Source organism: Aeromonas dhakensis (assembly GCF_000820305.1).
Classification (GTDB): domain Bacteria; phylum Pseudomonadota; class Gammaproteobacteria; order Enterobacterales; family Aeromonadaceae; genus Aeromonas; species Aeromonas dhakensis.
This window is the reverse complement of the sequence record NZ_CDBH01000002.1, coordinates 14193-35858: the sequence shown is the minus strand read 5'-3', so window position 1 is coordinate 35858 and position 21666 is coordinate 14193. Positions and strand designations below refer to the sequence as shown.

The 21666-nt window shown below is 59.6% G+C and carries 19 protein-coding genes; 16 read left to right on the top strand and 3 right to left on the bottom strand.

Annotation, left to right across the window (positions count from 1 at the left end; all coding sequences use genetic code 11):
* The first annotated feature begins 9 nt into the window (after positions 1-9).
* From trpD to BN1143_RS00135, 10 genes are all read left to right on the top strand, one after another.
* A complete protein-coding gene (trpD, locus tag BN1143_RS00170) occupies positions 10-1023 on the top strand; it encodes an anthranilate phosphoribosyltransferase (RefSeq protein ID WP_005302896.1) in 1014 nt (337 codons plus the stop codon).
* On the top strand, positions 1023-2519 hold the full coding sequence (gene trpCF / locus BN1143_RS00165) for a bifunctional indole-3-glycerol-phosphate synthase TrpC/phosphoribosylanthranilate isomerase TrpF (protein ID WP_042049203.1): 1497 nt from the start codon (positions 1023-1025) through the stop codon (positions 2517-2519). The genes trpD and trpCF overlap by 1 nt, the downstream gene beginning before the upstream one ends.
* An 80-nt stretch (positions 2520-2599) precedes the next feature.
* Positions 2600-3793, top strand: coding sequence for a tryptophan synthase subunit beta (trpB, locus tag BN1143_RS00160; RefSeq protein ID WP_042049201.1), 1194 nt, complete (start codon positions 2600-2602; stop codon positions 3791-3793).
* Positions 3790-4596 carry a tryptophan synthase subunit alpha gene (gene trpA / locus BN1143_RS00155; protein WP_042049200.1) on the top strand — a complete coding sequence of 269 codons (807 nt, stop codon included), beginning with the start codon at positions 3790-3792 and terminating at the stop codon, positions 4594-4596. The genes trpB and trpA overlap by 4 nt, the downstream gene beginning before the upstream one ends.
* A gap of 1031 nt (positions 4597-5627) precedes the next feature.
* Positions 5628-6287: a 7-cyano-7-deazaguanine synthase gene (locus BN1143_RS21570; protein ID WP_082038364.1), complete on the top strand. Its 660-nt coding sequence runs from the start codon at positions 5628-5630 to the stop codon at positions 6285-6287.
* A gap of 88 nt (positions 6288-6375) precedes the next feature.
* Positions 6376-6690 (top strand): CBS domain-containing protein, encoded by a 315-nt coding sequence (locus BN1143_RS21565; RefSeq protein WP_082038363.1) that lies wholly within the window; start codon positions 6376-6378, stop codon positions 6688-6690.
* 106 nt (positions 6691-6796) lie between these two features.
* A complete protein-coding gene (locus BN1143_RS21560) occupies positions 6797-7714 on the top strand; it encodes a phage exclusion protein Lit family protein (protein WP_156141268.1) in 918 nt (305 codons plus the stop codon).
* Positions 7715-7861: 147 nt separating this feature from the next.
* A complete protein-coding gene (locus BN1143_RS00145) occupies positions 7862-8845 on the top strand; it encodes a PDDEXK family nuclease (protein ID WP_042049198.1) in 984 nt (327 codons plus the stop codon).
* Between the two features lie 1008 nt (positions 8846-9853).
* Entirely contained in the window at positions 9854-10096 is a 243-nt protein-coding gene (locus tag BN1143_RS00140; RefSeq protein WP_005302916.1) for a DUF3297 family protein, read from the top strand.
* A 197-nt stretch (positions 10097-10293) separates the two neighbouring features.
* Positions 10294-10836, top strand: coding sequence for a beta/gamma crystallin-related protein (locus BN1143_RS00135; RefSeq protein ID WP_042049197.1), 543 nt, complete (start codon positions 10294-10296; stop codon positions 10834-10836).
* Positions 10837-10905: 69 nt separating this feature from the next.
* Here the strand turns inward: BN1143_RS00135 and BN1143_RS00130 are convergent, their stop codons facing one another.
* Positions 10906-11349, bottom strand: a complete 444-nt coding sequence (locus BN1143_RS00130) for an inhibitor of vertebrate lysozyme family protein (RefSeq protein ID WP_017765669.1) — start codon at positions 11347-11349, stop codon at positions 10906-10908.
* Positions 11350-11531: 182 nt separating this feature from the next.
* Positions 11532-12743, bottom strand: a complete 1212-nt coding sequence (locus tag BN1143_RS00125) for a NupC/NupG family nucleoside CNT transporter (protein ID WP_042049196.1) — start codon at positions 12741-12743, stop codon at positions 11532-11534.
* Positions 12744-13225: 482 nt separating this feature from the next.
* Between BN1143_RS00125 and BN1143_RS00120 the strand changes: the two genes are divergently transcribed.
* The 6 genes from BN1143_RS00120 to BN1143_RS00095 all read left to right on the top strand — a co-directional run bounded on the left by BN1143_RS00120 (position 13226) and on the right by BN1143_RS00095 (position 20109).
* Positions 13226-14380 carry a YdcF family protein gene (locus tag BN1143_RS00120; RefSeq protein WP_197069827.1) on the top strand — a complete coding sequence of 385 codons (1155 nt, stop codon included), beginning with the start codon at positions 13226-13228 and terminating at the stop codon, positions 14378-14380.
* A gap of 372 nt (positions 14381-14752) precedes the next feature.
* Positions 14753-15727, top strand: coding sequence for a taurine ABC transporter substrate-binding protein (tauA, locus tag BN1143_RS00115; RefSeq protein WP_042049194.1), 975 nt, complete (start codon positions 14753-14755; stop codon positions 15725-15727).
* A gap of 23 nt (positions 15728-15750) precedes the next feature.
* Positions 15751-16518, top strand: coding sequence for a taurine ABC transporter ATP-binding subunit (tauB, locus tag BN1143_RS00110; protein ID WP_042049192.1), 768 nt, complete (start codon positions 15751-15753; stop codon positions 16516-16518).
* Complete coding sequence (gene tauC / locus BN1143_RS00105) at positions 16515-17345, top strand: taurine ABC transporter permease TauC (RefSeq protein WP_042049191.1); 831 nt, start codon at positions 16515-16517, stop codon at positions 17343-17345. Before tauB ends, tauC begins: the two co-directional genes overlap by 4 nt.
* Entirely contained in the window at positions 17342-18196 is an 855-nt protein-coding gene (gene tauD, locus BN1143_RS00100) for a taurine dioxygenase (RefSeq protein ID WP_042049189.1), read from the top strand. The genes tauC and tauD overlap by 4 nt, the downstream gene beginning before the upstream one ends.
* 233 nt (positions 18197-18429) lie before the next feature.
* Positions 18430-20109 carry an alpha/beta hydrolase gene (locus BN1143_RS00095; protein WP_042049188.1) on the top strand — a complete coding sequence of 560 codons (1680 nt, stop codon included), beginning with the start codon at positions 18430-18432 and terminating at the stop codon, positions 20107-20109.
* 92 nt (positions 20110-20201) lie between these two features.
* Here BN1143_RS00095 and BN1143_RS00090 read toward each other — a convergent pair whose 3' ends face one another.
* Entirely contained in the window at positions 20202-21563 is a 1362-nt protein-coding gene (locus tag BN1143_RS00090; RefSeq protein WP_042049187.1) for an MFS transporter, read from the bottom strand.
* Positions 21564-21666: the final 103 nt, after the last annotated feature.

Here is a 21666-nt window from a genome sequence, read left to right as displayed (position 1 = left end):
GAGACCAACATGCATCATCATCTCAACACCCTCTACCAGGGTCAGTCTCTGAGCCGTGAAAGTACCCGTGACGCCTTCGGCCAGGTGGTACGTGGCGAAGTGGATCCCATCGTGCTCGCCAGTCTGTTGACCGCCCTCAAGATCAAGGGGGAGACCCCGGAGGAGATCGCCGGCGCCGCCGAGGCCTTGCTGGCAGAAGCGCGCGACTTCCCGCGTCCGGATTACGAGTTCTGCGATATCGTCGGCACCGGTGGCGATGGTCTCAACACCATCAACGTCTCCACCACCTCGGCGCTGGTCGCTGCCGCCTGCGGCCTGAAAGTGGCCAAGCACGGCAACCGCTCGGTCTCGAGCAAGTCGGGTTCGAGCGATCTGCTGGACAAGATGGGCATCAAGCTCGATATGAGCCCAGCGCAGGCGCGCCGCTGCCTCGATGAGCTTGGCATCTGCTTCCTGTTCGCCCCCCAGTACCACGCTGGCGTGCGCCATGCCATGCCGGTGCGTCAGGCCCTCAAGACCCGCACCCTGTTCAACGTGCTGGGGCCGCTTATCAACCCGGCTCGCCCCACCTATCAGCTGATGGGAGTCTATGCCCCCGAGCTGGTGCGCCCCATCGCCGAAACCCTGCTGGCACTGGGGCTGAAAACCGGTATGGTGGTGCACGGCGCCGGGCTGGATGAAATTGCCATCCACGGCCCGACCCAGGTGGCCCAGATCCGTGACGGCGAGATCCGCGAGTTTCTGCTCACCCCGGCTGACTTTGGCCTGGAGACCTATCCGGTCAGCGCCATTCAGGGGGGGGAACCTGAGGAGAACCGCGCCATCACCGCCGCCATTCTGGAAGGGCGTGGTACCCCGGCCCACAACGCAGCCATCGCCGCCAACGTGGCACCGCTGCTGCTAATGGCAGGCAAGGCAAAGGATCTCAAGAGCGCCGCGGCCGAGGTGCTGGCGGTGCTGGCAAGCGGCAAGACGGCGGAGCTCGCCGCCCGGCTCGCCACCTTGAGTCATCAGGAGGCATGATGTCAGCCACGACTCTGCACAGCAGTCATTCAGAACGCCCGCAGGGCAAGAGCCAGTTTCGCAAGGATAACGAGATGTCAGACCTTATTGCCCCCCATGCTTTTCTGAACATGGCCTCCATCAGCCAGACCATTCTCGGCAAAATCGTGGCGGCCAAGCAGGAGTGGGTTGCCGCCCGCAAGCTGGCCCAGCCGCTGGCGAGCTTCCAGAGCGCGCTGACCCCAAGCGATCGGGATTTCGTCGGGGCGCTCAAGGCGGGCTCCACCCGCTTTATTCTGGAGTGCAAGAAGGCCTCCCCCTCCAAGGGCTTGATCCGCGACGATTTCAGCCCGGAGGCGATCGCCGACATCTATGGCAAATACGCCACCGCCATCTCGGTGCTGACCGACGAGAAGTTCTTTCAGGGGGATTTTGCTTATCTAAGCCGGGTGCGCAGTCGCGTCAGCCAGCCGGTGCTCTGCAAGGATTTCATGATTGACCCCTATCAGGTCTATCTGGCCCGCCACTATCAGGCGGACGCCATCCTGCTGATGCTCTCGGTGCTCACCGACGAGGGCTATCGCGCCCTGTTCGCCGTCGCCAAGGAGCTGGGCCTTGGCGTGCTCACCGAGGTGAGCAACGAGGAGGAGCTGACCCGCGCCATCGCGCTGGGGGCGCCGGTGATTGGCATCAACAACCGGGACCTGCGGGATTTGAGCGTCGACCTCGCCCGCACCAAACAGCTGGCCAAAGACATTCCAAGCGATCGGGTAGTGATCAGCGAATCCGGCATCAACCACCGCGCCCAGGTGGCGGATCTGCGCCACCATGCCAAGGGCTTCCTGGTGGGCTCATCCCTGATGGCCGAGCCGGATCTGGAGGTGGCGGTGCGCAAGCTGGTACTGGGCCAGAACAAGGTGTGCGGCCTCACCCGCGCCGAGGATGCCGCCGCCGCCCATCAGGCGGGGGCGGTGTTCGGGGGTCTTATCTTTGTGGCCAAAAGCCCGCGCTACGTGGACATTCCCGCCGCCCGCGCCGTGATGGCGGGCGCGCCGCTCTCTTACGTCGGGGTATTTCGCAACGCCCAGCCCGCCACCATCGTCAAGACGGTGGAGACTCTGAACTTGGCGGCAGTCCAGCTGCACGGGGATGAAGATGCCGCCTATATCGAGACGCTGCGCCCACTGCTACCGGCTGGCTGCCAGATCTGGAAGGCAGTTGGAGTCACAAGTGGCGAACCGCTGCCCGCCCTCGACTACCCGGCCGATCGGCTGCTGCTGGATACCAAAGTAGGCAGCCAGAGCGGCGGCACCGGTCAGGCGTTCGACTGGACTCTGCTGGCCCATCTGGATAAAGCCAAGCTGATGCTGGCGGGGGGCCTTAATCCCGACAACGCCCTGCAAGCCGCGCAAGTGGGCTGCCTCGGCCTTGATTTCAACTCCGGGGTAGAAAGTGCCCCGGGCCAAAAGGATGCGCACAAGCTGGCGGCCGCGTTTGCCGCCCTGCGCAACCTGTAAGCGTGCCCTGTGAGGCCGCCACTGAATCGCTGTTTCGTAATTGATGTTCCGTTTTCGACTCAAGGTATAAGGAAGAAGCCATGACCCTGCTCAACCCGTTTTTTGGTGAATTTGGCGGCATGTATGTGCCCCAGATCCTCATTCCCGCCCTGCTCCAGCTGGAAAAGGCCTTTGTCGATGCCAAGGATGATCCGGCCTTTATCGCCGAGTTTCAGACCCTGCTGACCGAGTATGCCGGTCGCCCGACCCCGCTCACCCTGACTCGCAATCTGACCAAGGGCACCAAGACCCGCCTCTATCTGAAGCGCGAAGATCTGCTGCACGGTGGCGCCCACAAGACCAACCAGGTGCTGGGTCAGGCGCTGCTGGCCAAGCGGATGGGCAAGAGCGAGATCATCGCCGAGACCGGTGCCGGCCAGCACGGCGTCGCCACTGCGCTGGCCTGCGCCCTGCTCGGCCTCAAGTGCCGGGTCTATATGGGCGCCAAGGATTGCGAACGCCAGAAGCCCAACGTCTTTCGCATGAAGCTGATGGGCGCCACCGTGATCCCGGTGCACTCCGGCTCGTCCACTCTGAAAGATGCCTGCAACGAGGCGCTGCGCGACTGGGCCGCCAACTACGAGTCAGCCCACTACCTGCTCGGTACCGCCGCCGGCCCGCACCCCTTCCCCACTATCGTGCGGGAGTTCCAGAAGATGATCGGGGAAGAGGCCAAGGCCCAGTGCTTCGAGAAGGAGGAGCGGCTGCCCGATGCGGTGATCGCCTGCGTCGGCGGCGGTTCCAACGCCATCGGCATGTTTGCGTACTTTATCGATGAGCCGTCGGTGCGCCTCATCGGCGTCGAGCCGGGTGGTCATGGTATCGAGAGCGGCGAGCACGGTGCGCCGCTCGGTCACGGCAGCAAGGGGGTCTTCTTTGGCATGCACTCCTACCTGATGCAGGACACTCAGGGCCAGATCCAGGAGTCCTACTCCGTCTCGGCAGGGCTGGATTTCCCCTCCGTCGGCCCGCAGCACGCCCATCTGGCCGCCATCGGCCGCGCCGAGTACCCCTCGGTGACCGACAAGGAGGCGCTGGACGCCTTCCAGGAGCTGGCCAAATCCGAAGGCATCATACCCGCACTGGAGTCCTCCCACGCCCTGGCTCATGCCCTCAAGATGGCCCGCAGTGAACCGGAAAAAGAGCAGGTGCTCATCGTCAACCTCTCCGGCCGTGGCGACAAAGACATCTTCACCGTTGCCGACATCTTTGAAAAAGAAGGAACCTTGTCATGAACCGTTACGCACAACTCTTTTCCCGTCTGGACAAGGCCAATCAGGGCGCCTTTGTGCCGTTCGTGATGCTGGGTGACCCCACCCCTGAATTGTCGCTGGCCATCGTCGATGCGCTGGTCGCAGGGGGCGCCGATGCCCTCGAGCTCGGCATTCCCTTCTCTGATCCGGTGGCGGACGGCCCCACCATTCAAGGCGCCGCCCTGCGCGCCTTTGCCAGCCACACCACCCCGGACGACTGCTTCGAGCTGCTCGGCCGCATCCGCGCCAAGTACCCGCAGCTGCCCATTGGCCTGCTGGTCTACGCCAACCTGGTTTATGTGCGCAAAATTGACGGCTTCTACGAGAAGTGCCAGCAGGCGGGCGTGGATTCGGTGCTGGTCGCCGACGTGCCGGTGCAGATGTGCGCCCCCTACAAGGCGGCTGCCGACAAGTTCGGCATCGACAGCATCTTTATCGCCCCGCCCAATGGCGACGCCGAGACCCTGAAACAGGTGGCGGAGCTGGGCTCCGGTTACACCTATCTGGTAAGCCGCGCCGGTGTGACCGGTGCCGAGACCAAGGCCGGCATGCCGGTGGAAGGTCTCATCAATACCCTGCGCGAGTTCAATGCCCCGCCCGCCCTGCTCGGCTTTGGCATCAGCGAACCGGCTCAGGTGCGTGAAGCCATCGCCGCGGGCGCCGCCGGTGCCATCTCCGGCTCCGCCGTGGTGAAGATCATCGAGACCCACCACCAGAACCCGGAGCATATGCTGACCCGTCTGAAAGAGTTTGTGGAAGGGATGAAGGCGGCGACCAATCGATAAGGGGCGGCATGGGCCACATGCCATTGGCAGTGTCTGAAGAAAGGGAGCCTGATAGGCTCCCTTTCTATTTCTTCCTGCTTGTTGCCGTTCCCTGCATCTTTGTCCCCTCTCCCCTTGGGAGAGGGCCAGGGTGAGGGAACCCATAGTCCCGCGGCGTTATTGAATCGTAGGTTCGAATGTAGGTTCGAATAGCGAAGCGTATTCGGACATTCGCGATCCGGGCGGAGTTAATCCGAACGCTCGAGCCGGCAGATATTCCTGATGGCATGGCTTTGCCACGCTGGATGCGAGGGCTCCGCCCTCGACGGGGTTTCGCCCGCCCTTCGGGCCTGGGCGAGTGACTTTGGAAAGACCCACTCTCTTTGGCAAATAACACCAAAGGTCTTCTCCCCCGCCAAGCCGCCCGCCTTCGGCGGTTTCCCTCATCTCGCTCTCTGGGTCGGGCGGTACGCCGCAAATGGTACATCCCTGTACCAACTGCGGCTGCGCAGTCATCCCTGACGGCGCCCCTGACCCATTGAGCTCGACTCAGTGGCTTGGAGGGGGATCAATACCGTGCCAACCCACAACCCCACAACCCACTTAAAACAGCAGTTTCTCACTAATTGGTTGAACCAGCTCAGATTTCTATCAACTTCCTCTTTCAATGTCTCAATCCGGCCCCTTAAGATGGCAATCAACAATCCATCTCTAGGGAGAGCGCCATGAGATCGATTGTCGATATCTCCCAGGTGAAAAGCAGCGGGCTGAGGGCTGGAACTCAGGGGCGGTAGCCTTGCAGATGCTTGCCATCGCCCACTCCTTCACTGTTTCTTTACACAGGAGTAATGGAAAGGTTAAACAAGGAAGTCCAGCGAATTCAATCAATTAAATACTTTGATTTTATTTTTTCGTGGCAACTATCAGGACAGAGCGGAGTTATATGGAAGGTTCTGCTATCGGATTAGTGCCGCCTTCTCTCTAATCACGGTTAGATTTCCCTGCGTCGTTCGCAGTACAGGGATGTACATAAACTACAAAGGAGAAAAACGATGGCAAAATCTAGAGGTGATCGTGGGGTACGCTATGATGCTTTGGCTTTAGTATCTGGAGGTCCCGATTCAACAACGCTTTTATACCACATGGTGAAAAAGGAGGGGTTAAAGCCTTTGGCCCTCCATTTCTCAACTGGTTTGGCTCCAAACCAAAAGGAGCTGAGTCAAGCAAAAGCACTTCTAAAAGAAATCGAAGTGCCTATGCAAATATTCGACATCAGCCACTTCATTGCAAGTGCCGGTGGTGCTATGCCGACGATACATAGTGAAGCACATGTTCTCAGGTTTGGTACTGGTGTAATTTTAACTATGGCTTGTGCTTATGCAATTCAACACGAAATCCCAAGTGTTTGGCTTGCTTTGCACAAAGAAGACGCTGATGAAGCAACGGAATATAGCCCAAAGTTTATTGACTACATAAATTCCGGTGTCAATTTAATTGGTGAGTCATGCGAAGTAAAAGCCCCTTTTCATGACTGGAGTAAAATCGATGTCCTCAAACACGGCATGGAGCTAAATGTTCCCCTTCAGAAAACTTGGAGCTGTGTATCGCCTATAAAAGGTGTGCAGTGTGGTGCTTGTGGAGCCTGTAGAGCAAGAAGAGAGGCTTTTGAGGCTGGAGCTATTAAAGATATGACGCGGTATTCGTTCAAGTAAATCTAACAAGTGGCTGTTGCCGGACGCGCCTACGCTGCGCTCCGGCACACCGCAAAGCCAAGCGTTAGAGTCTAAAGGAGTTTACCCAATGTCTACACAATTCCTTTTTAATTCCAGAGGCGAGTGGATTGCCTTTCGCATTGAACGATTTGTATACAACAAAAAAGCTAAGTTGGTAGGTTGGCTTCCATGGGATGATCATGATGTTGTTACAGAAAAAGGTGAATACCTTGGAACCATCCATGATGGTGACCGGCTTTACAAAATAAGCAATCATCCGTATCGAGGGTATCCAGGCTACCCTGGATATCCTGGCTACCCCGGTTATCCGGGCTATCCGGGTTTTGCTGGATATTCTCCTCTCCCGTTTGGCACCACAGATGTCAACATTCCCCCAGAATAATGTGTCCGCCCTAATTAGTGGTTCAAACCGTTCGCTCCGCTCACTGGGACGGGCTAAAGCCCGCCCTTAACCAAACGTTAAATGCTATTGATAACAGGAGAGATTAGTGTCAGAAAATGAAGTGATAAAAGGTTTGCTTTTAGCAGCAGCACCTGAGAAATATGATGAAATAATGAGCCTATGGAAACAATATGAGCCAAACTTTAGCTTACGTGAAGATTGTAGCGATTTTTCCTTAAGCGTTATTTTTGGCTCGGTTGTGTTTGACCACAAGTCGATGTGTCAGATGTGGTTACTAGGCTTTGCTGCACAAAAAGCGTTTCACGCTTATTCGCCATTAATTATGTTATCAAACTTGTGTCATTCACCAATATCCACTGATTCATTACCTGATGATGCAACTCAGAAAGAGCAACTAAAACAGTTTTATTCATTAATGGATGACATCATTAAAATCAAGTCAATCTCTAATATTTCACAGTTTGTATGGCCTGCTAATATTCCGCATCCAGACCAAGGGAAACCTCAAGACATTGATGGGGCAATGGTATTCGATCTGAACTGTATTTCTGGTGCATATTGTTTTTTGCATGAGCTTCAGCATATTCGATTCAGTGTAGATGGTACAGAGTTGAATGTGTATCAAGAAGAGCACGCATGCGACAAATTTGCTCGTTCGATGCTATTAGATGATATCGAGAGGTACTCGCAATCTTCGGGATATAACAAAGGTATCGTTACAAGTAAAAGGGCTATGAGTATAGGCTTAGCTTCATTTTTATTATTAGCAATAACGTCAAAAGAACGCTGGGGGCAGACAGATACACATCCTAATATTTGTGACCGCATTTATAATCTAACAAACGAACTTGATTTAAGAGATGGCGATTATTTCTGGTTGTATTTCGGGAGTTTAGCTTTAGGAATTGCTTATTATCATTCAATAACAATTAAACCCATGGTTGCTAGTAGCATCAAAGAGTTTTGCCTAAACATACTTGAAACTCTCAATGCCAGCATATAACAAACGCTTCAAGAGGGACAGACAACGCGCGGCATTTTTAATATGCTTTGGTTTTTGTGATTACGGTGTTATGCAGAAGTTCGGTAGTAGCGTTGTCAGCCCCTTAAGCGGACGTTATATTCGTTCGAATTCAGCCTAGAGGAATAAATGGAACCAAATGACTTAGAAAGGCTTATTCATGAGTCTCTTGAACAGCTTGGCTGGAAAGCTGACGCCCATGAAATGGCCAAAAAAGTTCAGCGGCTACATTATGGTCTTCCACTAGAGGACGAGTTTAGTGTTTTGTGTGGGTGGCTAGGAAAATGTAAGATAATTCACAAACTCGACCAACAGCAATATCCGGAAAGATCTAGACTTGAATTTCAAGTCCCTGACCTTTTGGCTGTATTTGAATACAACGGCAAGAATGTAACCGTGCTTATTGAGGTTAAATCTTCAAATAAGAACGTGCTGTCTTTCAAGCCTGAGTACAAAGAAAAATTAAAAAGGTATTCGTCCCTTCTAAATATCCCGGTGCTCATAGCATGGAAAAACAAATGGGGAGTCTGGGTTCTTGTTACTCTTGAAGATTTTAAAAAAAACAATTCAAACTTTAATCTAGCGTTTGAAAGTGCATTGAAGAATAATCTTCTAGGGATCTTGGCCGGCGACTTCTCATATTCTTTAGGCGTTGGCGCAGGAGTTCATATTAGCTTAAAAAAGCAAGAACTGATTGAAAGAAAAACTGATAGCTCTGGCGACACCACTGAAAACTGGAAAATGGTCATTGACGATGTTTACTTCTCAACTTATGAGGAAGAAAAAACACGAGACCTTTCATCCATCGCCCAACAAGTTTTCTTTTCGTGGGATCTAACAGAAGAAGAAACCCACACCGACACCCATGTGACTCTACATAACACCTGCAAAGAACAGTCAATGGTATTCGCTCACATGGCTTTGACGAGGGTCCTAAATTTCCATTCTTCATTGCAGGATAAGTCCATCCAATGGAGGGGAATCCTAGGAGGTGGAGGAAATATAGCGTCGATATCAAACTTCAAGTCTGGAATTCTCGAGAATATGAAAAAGAAGATTGTGCATCATGTAATCGACCAGATCCCATGCAGCATGCCGGATTTCCTGAAATGAATATAACAATTGGTTCAAACCGATCCTTAACAAGACGTTAGGGCTATAAGGAGTATAGAAAGTGCCTAAATATGAGGTGGCTTACTATTACAACGAGAATGAAGAGTAGGAACCGGTCTCTTATCGAGAGCTTTTTCTCGATGAGCGCAGAACTGAACTGAGAGAAAAAGATCTTAGATATATGGCTGATGGCAATCATCAGCTAGGAATCAGAAATCATCCTAAAACTCCACATTTCCTTGAGAAAAAGTCGGTCTGTAATGATGTTGATCCAGGTGCTACTGAAAGTGACGCTCATAATGAACGACAACACATGATTTTGGTTACTTCGAAAACCCTTGGGCTGATAATAAAGGTTACGAGAACCAACTGAGAGTCAAAAACTATGAGTGGGCAAAAGAAGTTAAGTTTGGTCTGGTTTATGGAAAATTTATTCTATTTGATATTTTGGGTAGACATTCAAGTGGAATTTCTCTTATCGATAAAAGCCCATTAATTTCTATCGAGATTGTAGATACACATTTTTATTCTCAACAAGATTTTAAAGTATTGATGGAATCTACAAAAAACATCCCATTACTTGTCGGCTACATTTATTATCAGAAATGCCTAGGTCAAACTCAGTTAAAAAGCTAGGCAAGTCCAATTGGTACTGTAAAATAGAATCCATTGTTACATATCTGATGGTTCATTTTGGTTTAGGAACGAATCGAAGACTTATATAATGTTTCCCCAAGTGAACCGAAAATTTACTACAACCTTGTCAGAGAACAACTGTATAAACAAGGTTTTATGCGGTGACAACAGAAACAATAGGACTCCCACCTTTTTGAGCCCCCGTCAAACCGCCCGTGTGCGGCGGTTCCCTCATCTTGCTCTTTGGGGCGAACTGCCCTGCCTGCCGCTATAGCCAAACCTTGCCCACCCCCATGGGACGTAACCCAACCTTGAGCCCATGGCGGGCATTGCCTACAATGACCCACTTTTTATCACACTCAGGTAAATAAAATGAGCGACAACAAACCGGCCCTGCCCGACCGTCTGGCGGCCAACCCGCGCAGCCCGCACCATGTGGCGGAGTGCTTCCAGCACGAGATCGGCATTCGCGTGAACGGCAAGGAGCGCACCAATGTCGAGGAGTACTGCATCAGCGAAGGTTGGGTGAAGATCCCCTCCCCCAAGGCCAAGGATCGCTACGGCAACCCCATGCTGATCACCGTCAAGGGCACGGTCGAGGCCTTCTACGCCTAAGCCGCCCTGACCGCGCGCCCCGTCGGGCCCGCCGCCATGCTGTTCAGAACACCGGCCTTGCGCCGGTGTTCTGCTTTGGGCCCTGCATCTTTGCATCGATGGCGGGCAAGGAGTGTCGCAGCGGGCGCCGCCCCCTCTTGCGTCGGGGCTGCGTCTCGGCAATTCTTGCCGCCCCTTGAACTGGCAAGATCTCATCCATGAACCAGCTGTTTGCCCTGCTGGCGCTGTTGACCCTGAGCACAGCGGCCCGCGCCGATATCCTTATCAATCCCCAGATCGTGGTGAACGGCCAAAGCAATGGCGGCGGGCGTATCCACGTCTGTACCCTGACCCCCTTCAACAGCGTCTATGCCGATGCGGGGCGCAGCGAGTGGCTGGCGCGCCAGAAGGTGAGCCGCCGCTGTGAGCAGGGCCAAGGCAACAACAGCCTGTTTTGCGAGGCGGCCAAGGCAAGCTGCATCACCACCACACTCGATGAGAGCGACGATGCCAGCACCCTGCTGGTGTTTGACGGTGCCCACCAGAGTGGCGAGTCCCTGCGCATCGACCGGGATATTGCGGATCTCGGCCGCTACGGCTTTGCCAATCGCATCTCCTCCTTCACCGTGCCGGCTGGCTGGGTGGTACGTTTCTTCGAGGAGACCGATTTTCGCGGTGGCTACTACACCCGCAAGGGCGGCGAGCAGGAGGCGACCGACTTCAACAATCGCATCCGCTCGGTGCGGATCCTGAGCCGCTAGCGCCCTGCCCCATCACTCCTTCGCCATAAAAAAACCTCTGCCCAGGCAGAGGTTTTTGCTTTTTGATGCTTACTGCCAGTTGGGGTCGGCCTCCACCTGCTTCATCAGGGCGGCCTGCATCCCCTTGTCCGGCTGGCCGAGCCAGGTGTAGCGGGCGAATTTGGACGGGGTTTCGCGGGCGGCGTCGCTATCTGGCAGGTCGATCAGCACGCCCCATACCCGTTTGGCCTTGGCATCCACCAGCAGCTGCATGTAGTGGCTGGCGCAGTCATGAGGTTTGCAGACCGAGCCGCTCTGATACGGTGTACCGGCCACGGCTTCAAGCGGGGAGCTGGTGCCGTTGCCGCTGCGCACCCACTTGGGCAGGTTCTTGATGCCCTGGGTCGCCTTGGCCCAGGTGGCCTTGAAGTCCGCCGACAGCAGCAGATCAGAGGTATAGGTGGCGGCGGCAAACGCCGGCGCGGCGCCGACCAGCAGCAGGGAGAGCGCCAATGCGCGAGAGAGACGGGTCATGGTGTGATTCCTTGTTATATGAATGCCTGAACGGGCGCGGACTGGCCGCGCGTCATCACGCTACCGCCTGCGCCCGCCCCTGTCGAGCCCACGCCGTGCCGAGGCGTCAGTGGCTGGCGCCAGATGAACGACACCCCGCCGCGCCAGTGGCGAGACGGGGTGTGCATGGAGGCAAGGGTCGCTTAGCCGAGGGAAGCGAACAGCCCCGCCAGGGTGGCGCTCATCAGGTTGGCCAGGGTCGCGGCCAGCACCGCCTTGAAGCCGAGGCTCGCCACGTCGTGGCGGCGCTCCGGCGCCATGGTGCCGATGGAGCCGAGCTGCACCGCAATGGAGCCCAGGTTGGCAAAACCACAGAGGGCGAAGGTGATGATGATCTGGGTGTGGGCGCTCAGATCCTGCTTGATGTTGGCAAAGTCCAGGTAGGCAACGAACTCGTTCATGATCACCTTCTGGCCGATGAGTGACCCTGCCGCCATCATCTCGCTGGCCGGCACGCCGATAAGCCAGGCCACCGGGGCAAACAGATAGCCCAGCACCTGCTGCAGGGAGAGGTCGGCCCAGCCGAACCACTCGCCGACGGTGGTGAGACCGGCGTTGATCATGGTGATCACGCTGACAAAGGCCAGCAGGATAGTGCCGATGGCCACCGCGATCTTCATGCCGCTCATGGCGCCGCCCGCCAGGGCGTCGATGGCGTTGCTGTAGTCGCTCTTGTCGAGGGTGATCTCGGCCTGCTCGTTCACCTGCTGCTGCTCAGGCACCAGCAGCTTGGCCATCAAGAGGCCCCCCGGCGCCGCCATGAAAGAGGCCGCAATCAGGTATTTCAGATCCACCCCCAGTCCGGCGTAACCACCGAGCACAGATCCTGCCACCGAGGCCATGCCGCAGGTCATCACCGCAAACAGCTCGGAGCGGGTCATGCCGGCCAGGAAGGGGCGGATCAGCAGCGGGGATTCCCCCTGGGAGAGGAAGATGTTGCCGGTGGCCACCAGGGATTCGGCGCGGCTGGTGCCGAGCAGGCGGTGAATGCCGCCCCCCAACACCCGGATCACCCACAGCATGATGCCGAAGTGATAGAGCACGGCGATCAGCGCGCTGATGAAGATCACCAGCGGCAGCACCCGCACGGCGAAGATGAAGCCGTTGCTGGCCAGATCGCCAAACACGAAGCGGATGCCGCTGTCGGCAAAGCCGAGCAGGGCGGAGACGCCGTTGCTCATGGCGCCGAGCATGATTTGGCCGGGGGGAAAGTAGAGCACCAGGGCGGCAAAGCCGGTTTGCAGGGCGAGCGCCCCCAGCACGGTCCGCCAGCGGATGGCACGGCGGTTTTCACTGGCCAGCCAGGCGATAAACATCAGGGCCAGCATACCGACCAGACTCAATAACAGCGTCATCTTGCACCTATGAAGAGAGAAGTTTCATACGGCAAGTCTGCAGACAGGCATCGCAGGGAGCGGGCGGGAGAGGTGCCGACCCCGCGACACGCAGACCACAAACCTACAGGTTAGTGGCGGGTCCCATCCTGGGGTCATTCACGTTCCGGGTGACGGCGAGTATCGGGTGACGCCAACCAGAACGCAGGGAGCCGCGCGCCGGGTGGCAGGTCGGGCGGCGATGGTACAGTGATCGCAGTCACAGAAAAAGCGGTAAAACGATTGGCACCGTCAACTTTTTCACGGCCGTTCTCCTTTTCGCCGAAAACGCGGCAGGATTGCGCCACAACTGAGCCACTTCACAGGGAAACCACACCTCGCTCCCCCCGAATAGGGCAAACAGTGCCCCCTTCCCCGGATAACCGAAGCGGTTCACGTTTTTTCATGCCGCGACGCGGTACACTGACCAATCACCAAGTTTATGTTTTTATTGAAAAAGCCCCATGGTCCTGGAATGGCCTGGAGCCATCAACCTTCGGTGGAACGCCATCATGATGAAAAGAACCGCGATTGCCCTGACGCTGGCCGGCCTGCTGACACTGCCTGCCGTGCTCCCTTCCGAAGCCTGGGCTACCCCGGTACGCTCCCTGCAAAAGGAGCAGAATTACGACCAGTACATCAGCAAGCGCCAAGTGGTGGATCAGCTGCTGGCGGACGCCTGGCAGATCTTCAAATCCCCCGCCCGCATCTCCACCGCCGGCTTCACCGCCAAGATGCCGAGCAACATGGAGCAGGTCACCGAGCTGCTGCTGCAGGCCTACCAGCTCGAGCCCTATCGCACCGACCTGCTCATCTCGGCGGCCAATGCCCAGATCTACAACGGCAACGTGGACAAGGCCATCGGCCTGTTCGAGCAGGCCCTCAGCACCGCGCCCGATGACATCGACCTGCTGACCTACCTCGCCACCTGGCAGACCTTCAAGCACAACGAGACCGCCGCCAAGGGGTATCAAAGCAAGCTGGCGACCCTCAATCCCGGCCGGGCCGCCGATCTGCAGCGCATCTTCGATACGGTCGAGCGCGTTGTCGCCACCCCGCTCAAGGAGCAGGGTGAACGCTCACCCAAGCCGGGCAACCGGGCCATCGTCACCCTGGGTTATGCCCTCAATCCCGACGGCTCCATGCACGACATCCTGCTGGGCCGGCTGGAAACCACCCGGGCGCTGGCCAAGGCCAACCCGGCGGCCCTCATCATCCTGACCGGCGGCGTGCCCCAGCACCGTCAGACCGAGGGCAAGCTGATGGCCGACTGGCTGGTGAAAAAGGGGATCGATCGCTCCCGCATCATCGAGGAGAACTACGCCACCAGCACGGTAGAGAACGCCCTCTACAGCGGCTATGCCCTCGCCCGCCACCAGATCGAGTACGCCACCCTGGTGAGCTCCGCTAGCCATGTGCGCCGGGGCCAGACATTGCTGGAGATCGCCTGCTGGCAGAGCGGGCCGGCCGGGATCCGGATAGACAGCGTCAGCTATCCCGACAAACCGCTCTCCGAGCTTGCCAAGGTGAGCGACAGCGAGCTGCTCGGCATCTACCGCGACGCCCTGCGCACCTATGGGCTCTGGAGCTACCGCTCCGCCCCCCTGCTGGAGCGTTGAGTCCGGGTGGGCCGTGCTCACCCGGCCCGTTGCCAGCGCGCGTCTTGCCTCAGCGGCATCCCCTGCCCCATACCAACCCGCCCAACCGGCGGGTTTTATTTTATCCGCCCAATCAGCCAAACCGGTTCGATATTCAATAACTGGGCAAGCATTGCCATATTCGAATAAGATTGCCGATATTTTCAGCATTTTTTCAGCACTCATTGCCAGCCACCAAATATCGACTTGCCATATTGAGATATATGAATAAACGGATTTTATTGCCGTTCTTTTTCTAAGAACCATATTTCATCAGCCATATATTTTCGGTCTTTCCTCAATCTCCCAATAAATGGGAAAACTGCCGCTTCATTCCCCCGATGGAGCAATATCATGACAGGAAAAGGACATTCCCTCTGGCTGGCGGCGCTCGCCCTGCTCAGCCTGCAAGCCAGGGCCGTGGACGTTACTGTGGCCTACCAGACCTCGGCCGAACCGGCCAAGGTGGCCCAGGCCGACGACACCTTTGCCCGCAGCAGCGGCGCCACGGTGAAGTGGCTCAAGTTCGACAGCGGCGCCAGCGTGGTGCGGGCACTCGCCTCCGGCGACGTGCAGATCGGCAACATAGGTTCCAGCCCGCTGGCGGTAGCCGCCAACCAGCAGGTGCCCATCGAGGTGTTTCTGCTCGCCTCCAAGCTCGGCAACTCGGAAGCGCTGGTGGTCAAGCCCGGGCTCAACTCCCCCGCAGCCCTGGCCGGCAAGCGCATCGCCGTGCCCTTTACCTCCACCACCCACTACAGCCTGCTGGCCGCGCTGCGGCACTGGGGAGTGGATCCGGCCAGCCTGCAGATCGTCAACCTGCAGCCACCGGCCATCATCGCCGCCTGGCAGCGGGGTGACATCGATGGCGCCTATGTCTGGGCGCCAGCCCTCAACGAGCTGACCAAGGGCGGCAAGGTGCTGACCGACTCGGCCCAGGTGGGCGAGTGGGGAGCCCCCACCCTGGATGTCTGGGTGGTACGCAAGGCGTTCGCCAAGGCCCATCCCGAGCTGGTGCAGGCCTTCGTCGACAGCACCCTGGCGGCCCAGCGCGACTACCTGGCCAACCCCGACGGCTGGCTCGCCAAGCCGGACAACCTCGCCAAGCTGGCCAGCCTGAGCGGCGTACCCGAGGCGGACGTGCCCGCGCTGGTCAGGGGCAACAGCTACCTGAGCGCCAGCCAGCAGGGTGCCGAGCTGGGGGAGCTGGTGAACCAGACCCTGGTGGACACCAGTCGCTTTCTCAAGGAGCAAGGCAAGGTGCAGAGTGCCGGCAGTGATTATCGCGCCTACGTGACCGACCGCTTCGTCAAGGCTCACGCCCGCTGACCCCGCAACACAAGGAGGCATGCATGCTGCAGCTCACTCACCTTTGTGCCGATTACGCCGGACGCAGAGTCCTCGACAACATCAACCTGACCCTGGATGCAGGCGAGCTGATGGTGGTGCTCGGCCCCTCCGGCTGCGGCAAGACCACCTTGCTCAACCTCATCGCCGGTTTTCAGCCCGCCCAACAGGGCACCATCAGCCTGCAGGGGCAACCGGTGCGCGGCCCCGGCGCCGAGCGGGGGGTGGTCTTTCAGCACGAGGGGCTGCTGCCCTGGCGCAACGTGCTGGACAACGTCGCCTTCGGCCTGCAGCTGGCCGGCGTGCCGCGCCGCGAACGCGAGGCCAGCGCGCTGGCCATGCTGCGCAAGGTGGGGCTGGAAGAAGCCCACGCCAAGCCGGTCTGGCAGCTCTCCGGCGGCCAACGCCAGCGGGTCGGCATCGCCCGGGCGCTGGCCACCCAACCGCAACTGCTACTGCTCGACGAACCCTTCGGCGCCCTCGACGCCTTTACCCGCGAGCAGATGCAGACCCTGCTGCTGCGCCTGTGGCACGAGCAGCGCCGGCAGGTACTGCTCATCACCCACGACATCGAGGAGGCGGTGTTCATGGCCACCGAGCTGGTGCTGCTCTCCCCGGCGCCGGGGAGAGTCATGGAGCGGCTCACCCTGGATTTTGGCCGCCGCTTCGCCGCCGGCGAGCCCTGCCGCAGCATCAAGTCGGATCCCGCCTTCATCGCGCGGCGCGAGTATGTGCTGGAGCGGGTCTTTGCCGAGCGGGAGGTGTTTGCATGAGCCTCACCCTCTCCCGCCCGCTCGACCCGGCCCGCCGGATACGCCTACGCTGGCCGCTGCCACGCCGGCTTGGGATAAGTCTGCTGACCCTGGGTTCCCTCCTAGCGCTCTGGTGGCTGGTGGCCAGGCTCGGGCTGATAAGCCCGCTGTTTCTGCCCCCTCCCGCCCAGGTGCTGCAGCAATTTGCCACCCTCGCCGGGCCGCAGGGCTTCATGGACGCCACCCTCTGGCAGCACCTCGCCGCCAGTTTGCAGCGCATCCTCATCGCCCTCGCGGCCGCCACCCTGTGCGGCGTAACGGTGGGTCTCGCCATGGGGCTCAGCCCCACCCTGCGCGGCATGCTCGACCCGCTGATCGAGCTCTACCGGCCAGTGCCGCCCCTTGCCTACCTGCCACTCATGGTGATCTGGTTTGGCATCGGCGAAACCTCCAAGGTGCTGCTCATCTATCTGGCCATCTTCGCGCCCGTCGCCATGGCCACCCTGGCGGGAGTGCAGGGCGCCAAGCAGGTGCGACTGCGGGCCGCCCGGGCGCTCGGCGCCAACCGCTGGCAGGTACTGTGGTACGTCATCGTGCCCGGCGCCCTGCCGGACATGCTCACCGGGCTGCGCATCGGGCTCGGGGTCGGCTGGTCCACCCTGGTGGCGGCCGAGCTCATCGCCGCCACCCGCGGCGTGGGTTTCATGGTTCAAGCCGCCGGCGAATTTCTCGCCACCGACGTGGTGCTGGCGGGCATTCTGGTGATCGCCCTGATCGCCTTCACTCTGGAACTTGGTTTACGTGCGCTGCAGCGTCGCCTAACGCCGTGGCATGGAGAAGGACTATGAGCAATTCCCTGTATATCACCCCCCTCGGCCCCCACATCGGCGCCGAGATCAGCGGCATCAGCCTGGCCGGGCCGCTCGATGAGGGCCAGTTCGCCCAGTTGCAGCAGGCCCTGCTGACCCATCAGGTGCTGTTCTTTCGGGATCAGCCCATCAACCCCCGCCAGCAGCGGGCGCTGGCCAACCGCTTCGGCGATCTGCACATTCACCCTGTCTATCCCCACGCGCCGGAGGCCGAGGAGATCATCGTGCTCGACACCCACGACGACAACCCACCGGACAACGACAACTGGCACACCGACGTCACCTTCATCGAGACGCCGCCGGCGCTGGCCATTCTGGCCGCCAAGCAGCTGCCGCCGGTGGGGGGCGATACCCTGTGGGCCAGCGGCATCGCCGCCTTCGAGGGGCTCTCCCCCCGCCTGCAGCAGTTGCTGACGGGGCTGGAGGCCGAGCACGACTTCACCAAGTCGTTCCCGGCCCATCGCCACAGCGCCAGCCCGGCCGAGTACCAGCGCTGGCAGGAGGCGGTGGCCCGTCACCCGCCGCTGCGCCACCCTGTGGTTCGCACCCACCCCTTGAGCGGTCGGCAGGCACTGTTCGTCAATGAAGGCTTCACCACCCGCCTGCCCGACTTGCCGGCGCAAGAGAGCGAGGCACTGCTCGCCTTCCTGTTTCGCCATGTCACCAAGCCCGAGTATCAGGTGCGCTGGCGCTGGCGGGAGCACGACATCGCCATCTGGGACAACCGGGTCACCCAGCATTACGCCAACGCCGACTATCTGCCGGCCCGGCGAGTAATGCACAGGGCCACCGTGCTGGGGGACAAGCCGTTCTGGCGCGCGCCCGCGTAACGCCGGCGCCGCCCCCTGCACCGACCGGTCGCACCGTCGTTATTGATCCCGCATAAAATAACGGAGCGCGTTGTCGGTCATTATTTTCAAATAGATCAATGAGGCCACCAAATATCGCCAGAAATATGTAAATCGACACACCTTGCAATATTTCCATACAACTTCCGGCTGCCATCCGGTCGGCCCCTCCCCGTACTATTTCGAGGTTCAGGCTAGATAAATGGAAATCGACAATGAAATACACGCTGCTCATGACCCTGCTGGCACCGGCATTGCTGGCAGGTTGCAATCTGGAAAAGAAAGAGGAGCCCTTCCAGGGCCGCCATATTCGCGCCGGCTATGACGCCGGCCAGGTCTGCCAACAGCTGCGCCAGGGCTGGCAAGAGGACGGTATCGCCATTCCCGCCAGTCAGGTCAGTTGCCACTACCTGACGGTGCCGCTCGATTACGACAAGGAGTGGGTCCAGATCAAGGAGAGCAAGTGGGAGAAAAGCTCCACCTCGCGCTCCAGCAGTGGCTTTTTCTCCGGCGACAGCAGCCGTTTCTCCTCCTGGTCGAACAATCCCAGCCGCACCCAGATCAAGCAGGAGACCCGCACGGTCAAGGGCGACACCCTGGATATCTTCTATCTGCACTATCGCGCCAGCGGCGACTATCGCGGCACCCTGTTCTACAACCCGGGCGGCCCCACTTCGGCCACCCCGGATCTCGGCCTCCTGCTCGACCTGCTGCGCAGCGCCAATCCCGCCATCCTTGAGCACTACGACATCGTCACCCTGGATCCCCGCGGGGCCGGTTACAGCGCCCTCGGCCACGAACTGCGCAGCTGCCTGCTGACCGACAAGCAAGGCGTGCGGCCAGACATGACCCCGGCGCAGCTCGCCCAGCTCTTTGCCAGCCGTGACAAGGGCGCCCTGCCGGCACTCGAGAGCGGGGCGGATCAGGGCAAGGCCTTTAGCACCACCCTGCGCGAGCGCTGCGACGAGCCGTTGCGGCTGCATGCGCCGCACCTGGGCTCGCGGGCCGTGGTCGAGGACATGGAGCGCCTGCGCCAGCACCTGGGGCGCGAGCGGATCACCCCCATCACCTTCTCCTACGGCACTCGTCTGGCCGCCCTCTATGCCGCCCGCTACTCGAGCCACGTGGCCAATCTGGTGGTCGACTCGCCGATGTCTCCCGCCGAGAGCCGCTACCCGGCCATCTTTCGCCGCGATGCCGAGAATGCCAACCGCATCCTGGCCTGGCGCTTCGGGGATCAGGCGCTGCAGCGCAGCATGGCGGTGACCCGCCAGATGCGCGACAACGGCCGCTATGTGGACAATCAGGGCAATGTGCTCGACCGCGCCAACTGGGTGGCGGTGCTGGGCGATGCCATCAGCGGCAGCCAGCGCGACGATCAGCTCGCTTTCTGGCAGCAGGACGACGCCGGCCCCCTGCTGGCCCGCCTCGCCGGGCAGGACGATGACAACCCCTATCAGGAACTGCAGGAGATGCCCTTCTTCAGCGCCATCCACTGCACCGACAACAGCGAACCCTATGGCTGGCAGGGGCTGGATCCGGAAGATGCCGCCTTCCAGGGGGCCGGCGCCCTGCTGCTGGCCAACAGCTTCAACACCTGCGCCGACTGGCCTTATCCGCGCCAGCCCATCGCCAGCTACGGCGCCGGCGAGATAAAGCTGCCGGATGATGCCAGGGCCCTGGTGCTCGGCGCCGAGTACGATCCCAATACCCCCTTCGCCGGTGCCCGCCAGATGCAGGCCGCCTTTGGCAGCGCCGCGCGAATGGTGCAGGTGGCGCAGAGCAACCAGCATGGCCAGCTCAGCAGCTCCCGCTGCGCCCAGGCGGCCCTCAGCACCCTGCTGTTGGGGGATGCTGCAAGCCTGCCCGCCGAGCAGCGCTGCCTGGCTGACTGACGGAGCACGACCCAGCTGAGCACAATCCAGCTGAATACGGCCCAATAAAAAGCCCGCCGAATTGGCGGGCTTTTTCATGTAGGCAAGCGTCTTCAGGCGGCGACCAGCGACTCCAGATCGCGCCGGCTCAGGCGCTTGCTGTCCACCTTCACATAGACGGAGCGCTCCGAGGCGGCCAGCAGCACGTCGCTCACCCCGTCGCAGGCGCGGATCTTCTGCTCGAGCGCAGTGTCGGCCGCCACCCCTTCCGGCAGCACGATGCGCAGGCTGCTCACATAGGGGGGCTCGGCCATGGTCAGGCTGACCCCGAGCCAGACCAGAGCCAGCGCGGCGCAACCGCCAAACACCAGGGCGCCGCCGCCCAGGCTGTAGAGCAGGCCGCCGAGGCTGCCACCGATGGCCACCCCGATGAACTGGCTGGTGGAGTAGATCCCCATGGCGGTGCCCTTGTAGCCGGGGGGCGACTCCTTGCTGATAAGAGAGGGCAGCAGCGCCTCCATCACGTTGAAACCGATGAAGAAGATCTGCAGGCCGGCGAGCAGGCCCCACAGCTGCAGGCCGCTTTGCCAGAGCACCAGCTCGGCGACGAGCATCACCAGCACGCAGATCTGGAACACCCGCTTCATCTTTCTGCGCTTCTCGGCATAGATGATGAACGGCACCACGCTGACGAAGGCGATCAGCATGGTGACCAGATAAGCCTGCCACTGGCTGTCGCGGGGCAAGCCGGCACGCTCCAGCAGCGGCGGCAGCGCCACGAAGCTCGACATCAGCAGGGTGTGCACGCAGAGGATGCCGAAGTTGAGCTTGAGCAGGCGCGGGTTGGTCAGCACGGTGCGCATTCCCCCCTTCACCATGCCGGACTCGCGATTGAGCAGGTGGCCGCTCGGAGTCGGCACCAGCCAGAGAGTGACGGCGATGCCTCCCAGCGCCAGCAGGGCGATCAGCCAGAACAGGCCGGAGAGCCCCAGCGCATGGGTGATGAGGGGGCCGGTCACCATGGCGATGGCGAAGGTGATGCCAAAGCTCACCCCGATGAAGGCCATCGCCTTGGTGCGGTTCTGCTCGCGGGTGAGATCCGACAAGAGCGCCATCACGGCGGCGGAGATGGCGCCGCTGCCCTGCAGGGCGCGGCCGAGGATCACCCCCCAGATGGAGTGGGTCAGCGCCGCGATCACGCTGCCGAGGGCAAACATCAGCAGTCCGCCGACGATGAGGGGCTTGCGGCCCACCTTGTCGGAGAGCAGGCCGAACGGGATCTGGAACAGCGCCTGGGTCATGCCGTAGATGCCGATGGCCAGGCCGATGAGCGCCTCGGAGGCCCCCGCCAGCGACATGCCGTAGGTGGTCAGCACCGGCAGCACCATAAACATGCCGAGCATGCGCAACGAGAAGACGGAGCCGAGCGCCCAGGTGGCACGGCGCTCGCCCCTCGTCATGGTGAAATCATTCATGATGGCCTCGATAGGTCAGGGAAAAGGAAGACTCAAGGGGTGGCCGACACACGCCATGCCACACCCGACACAAGGGAAAAGTGCCCGACGGGGCGGCCCCATA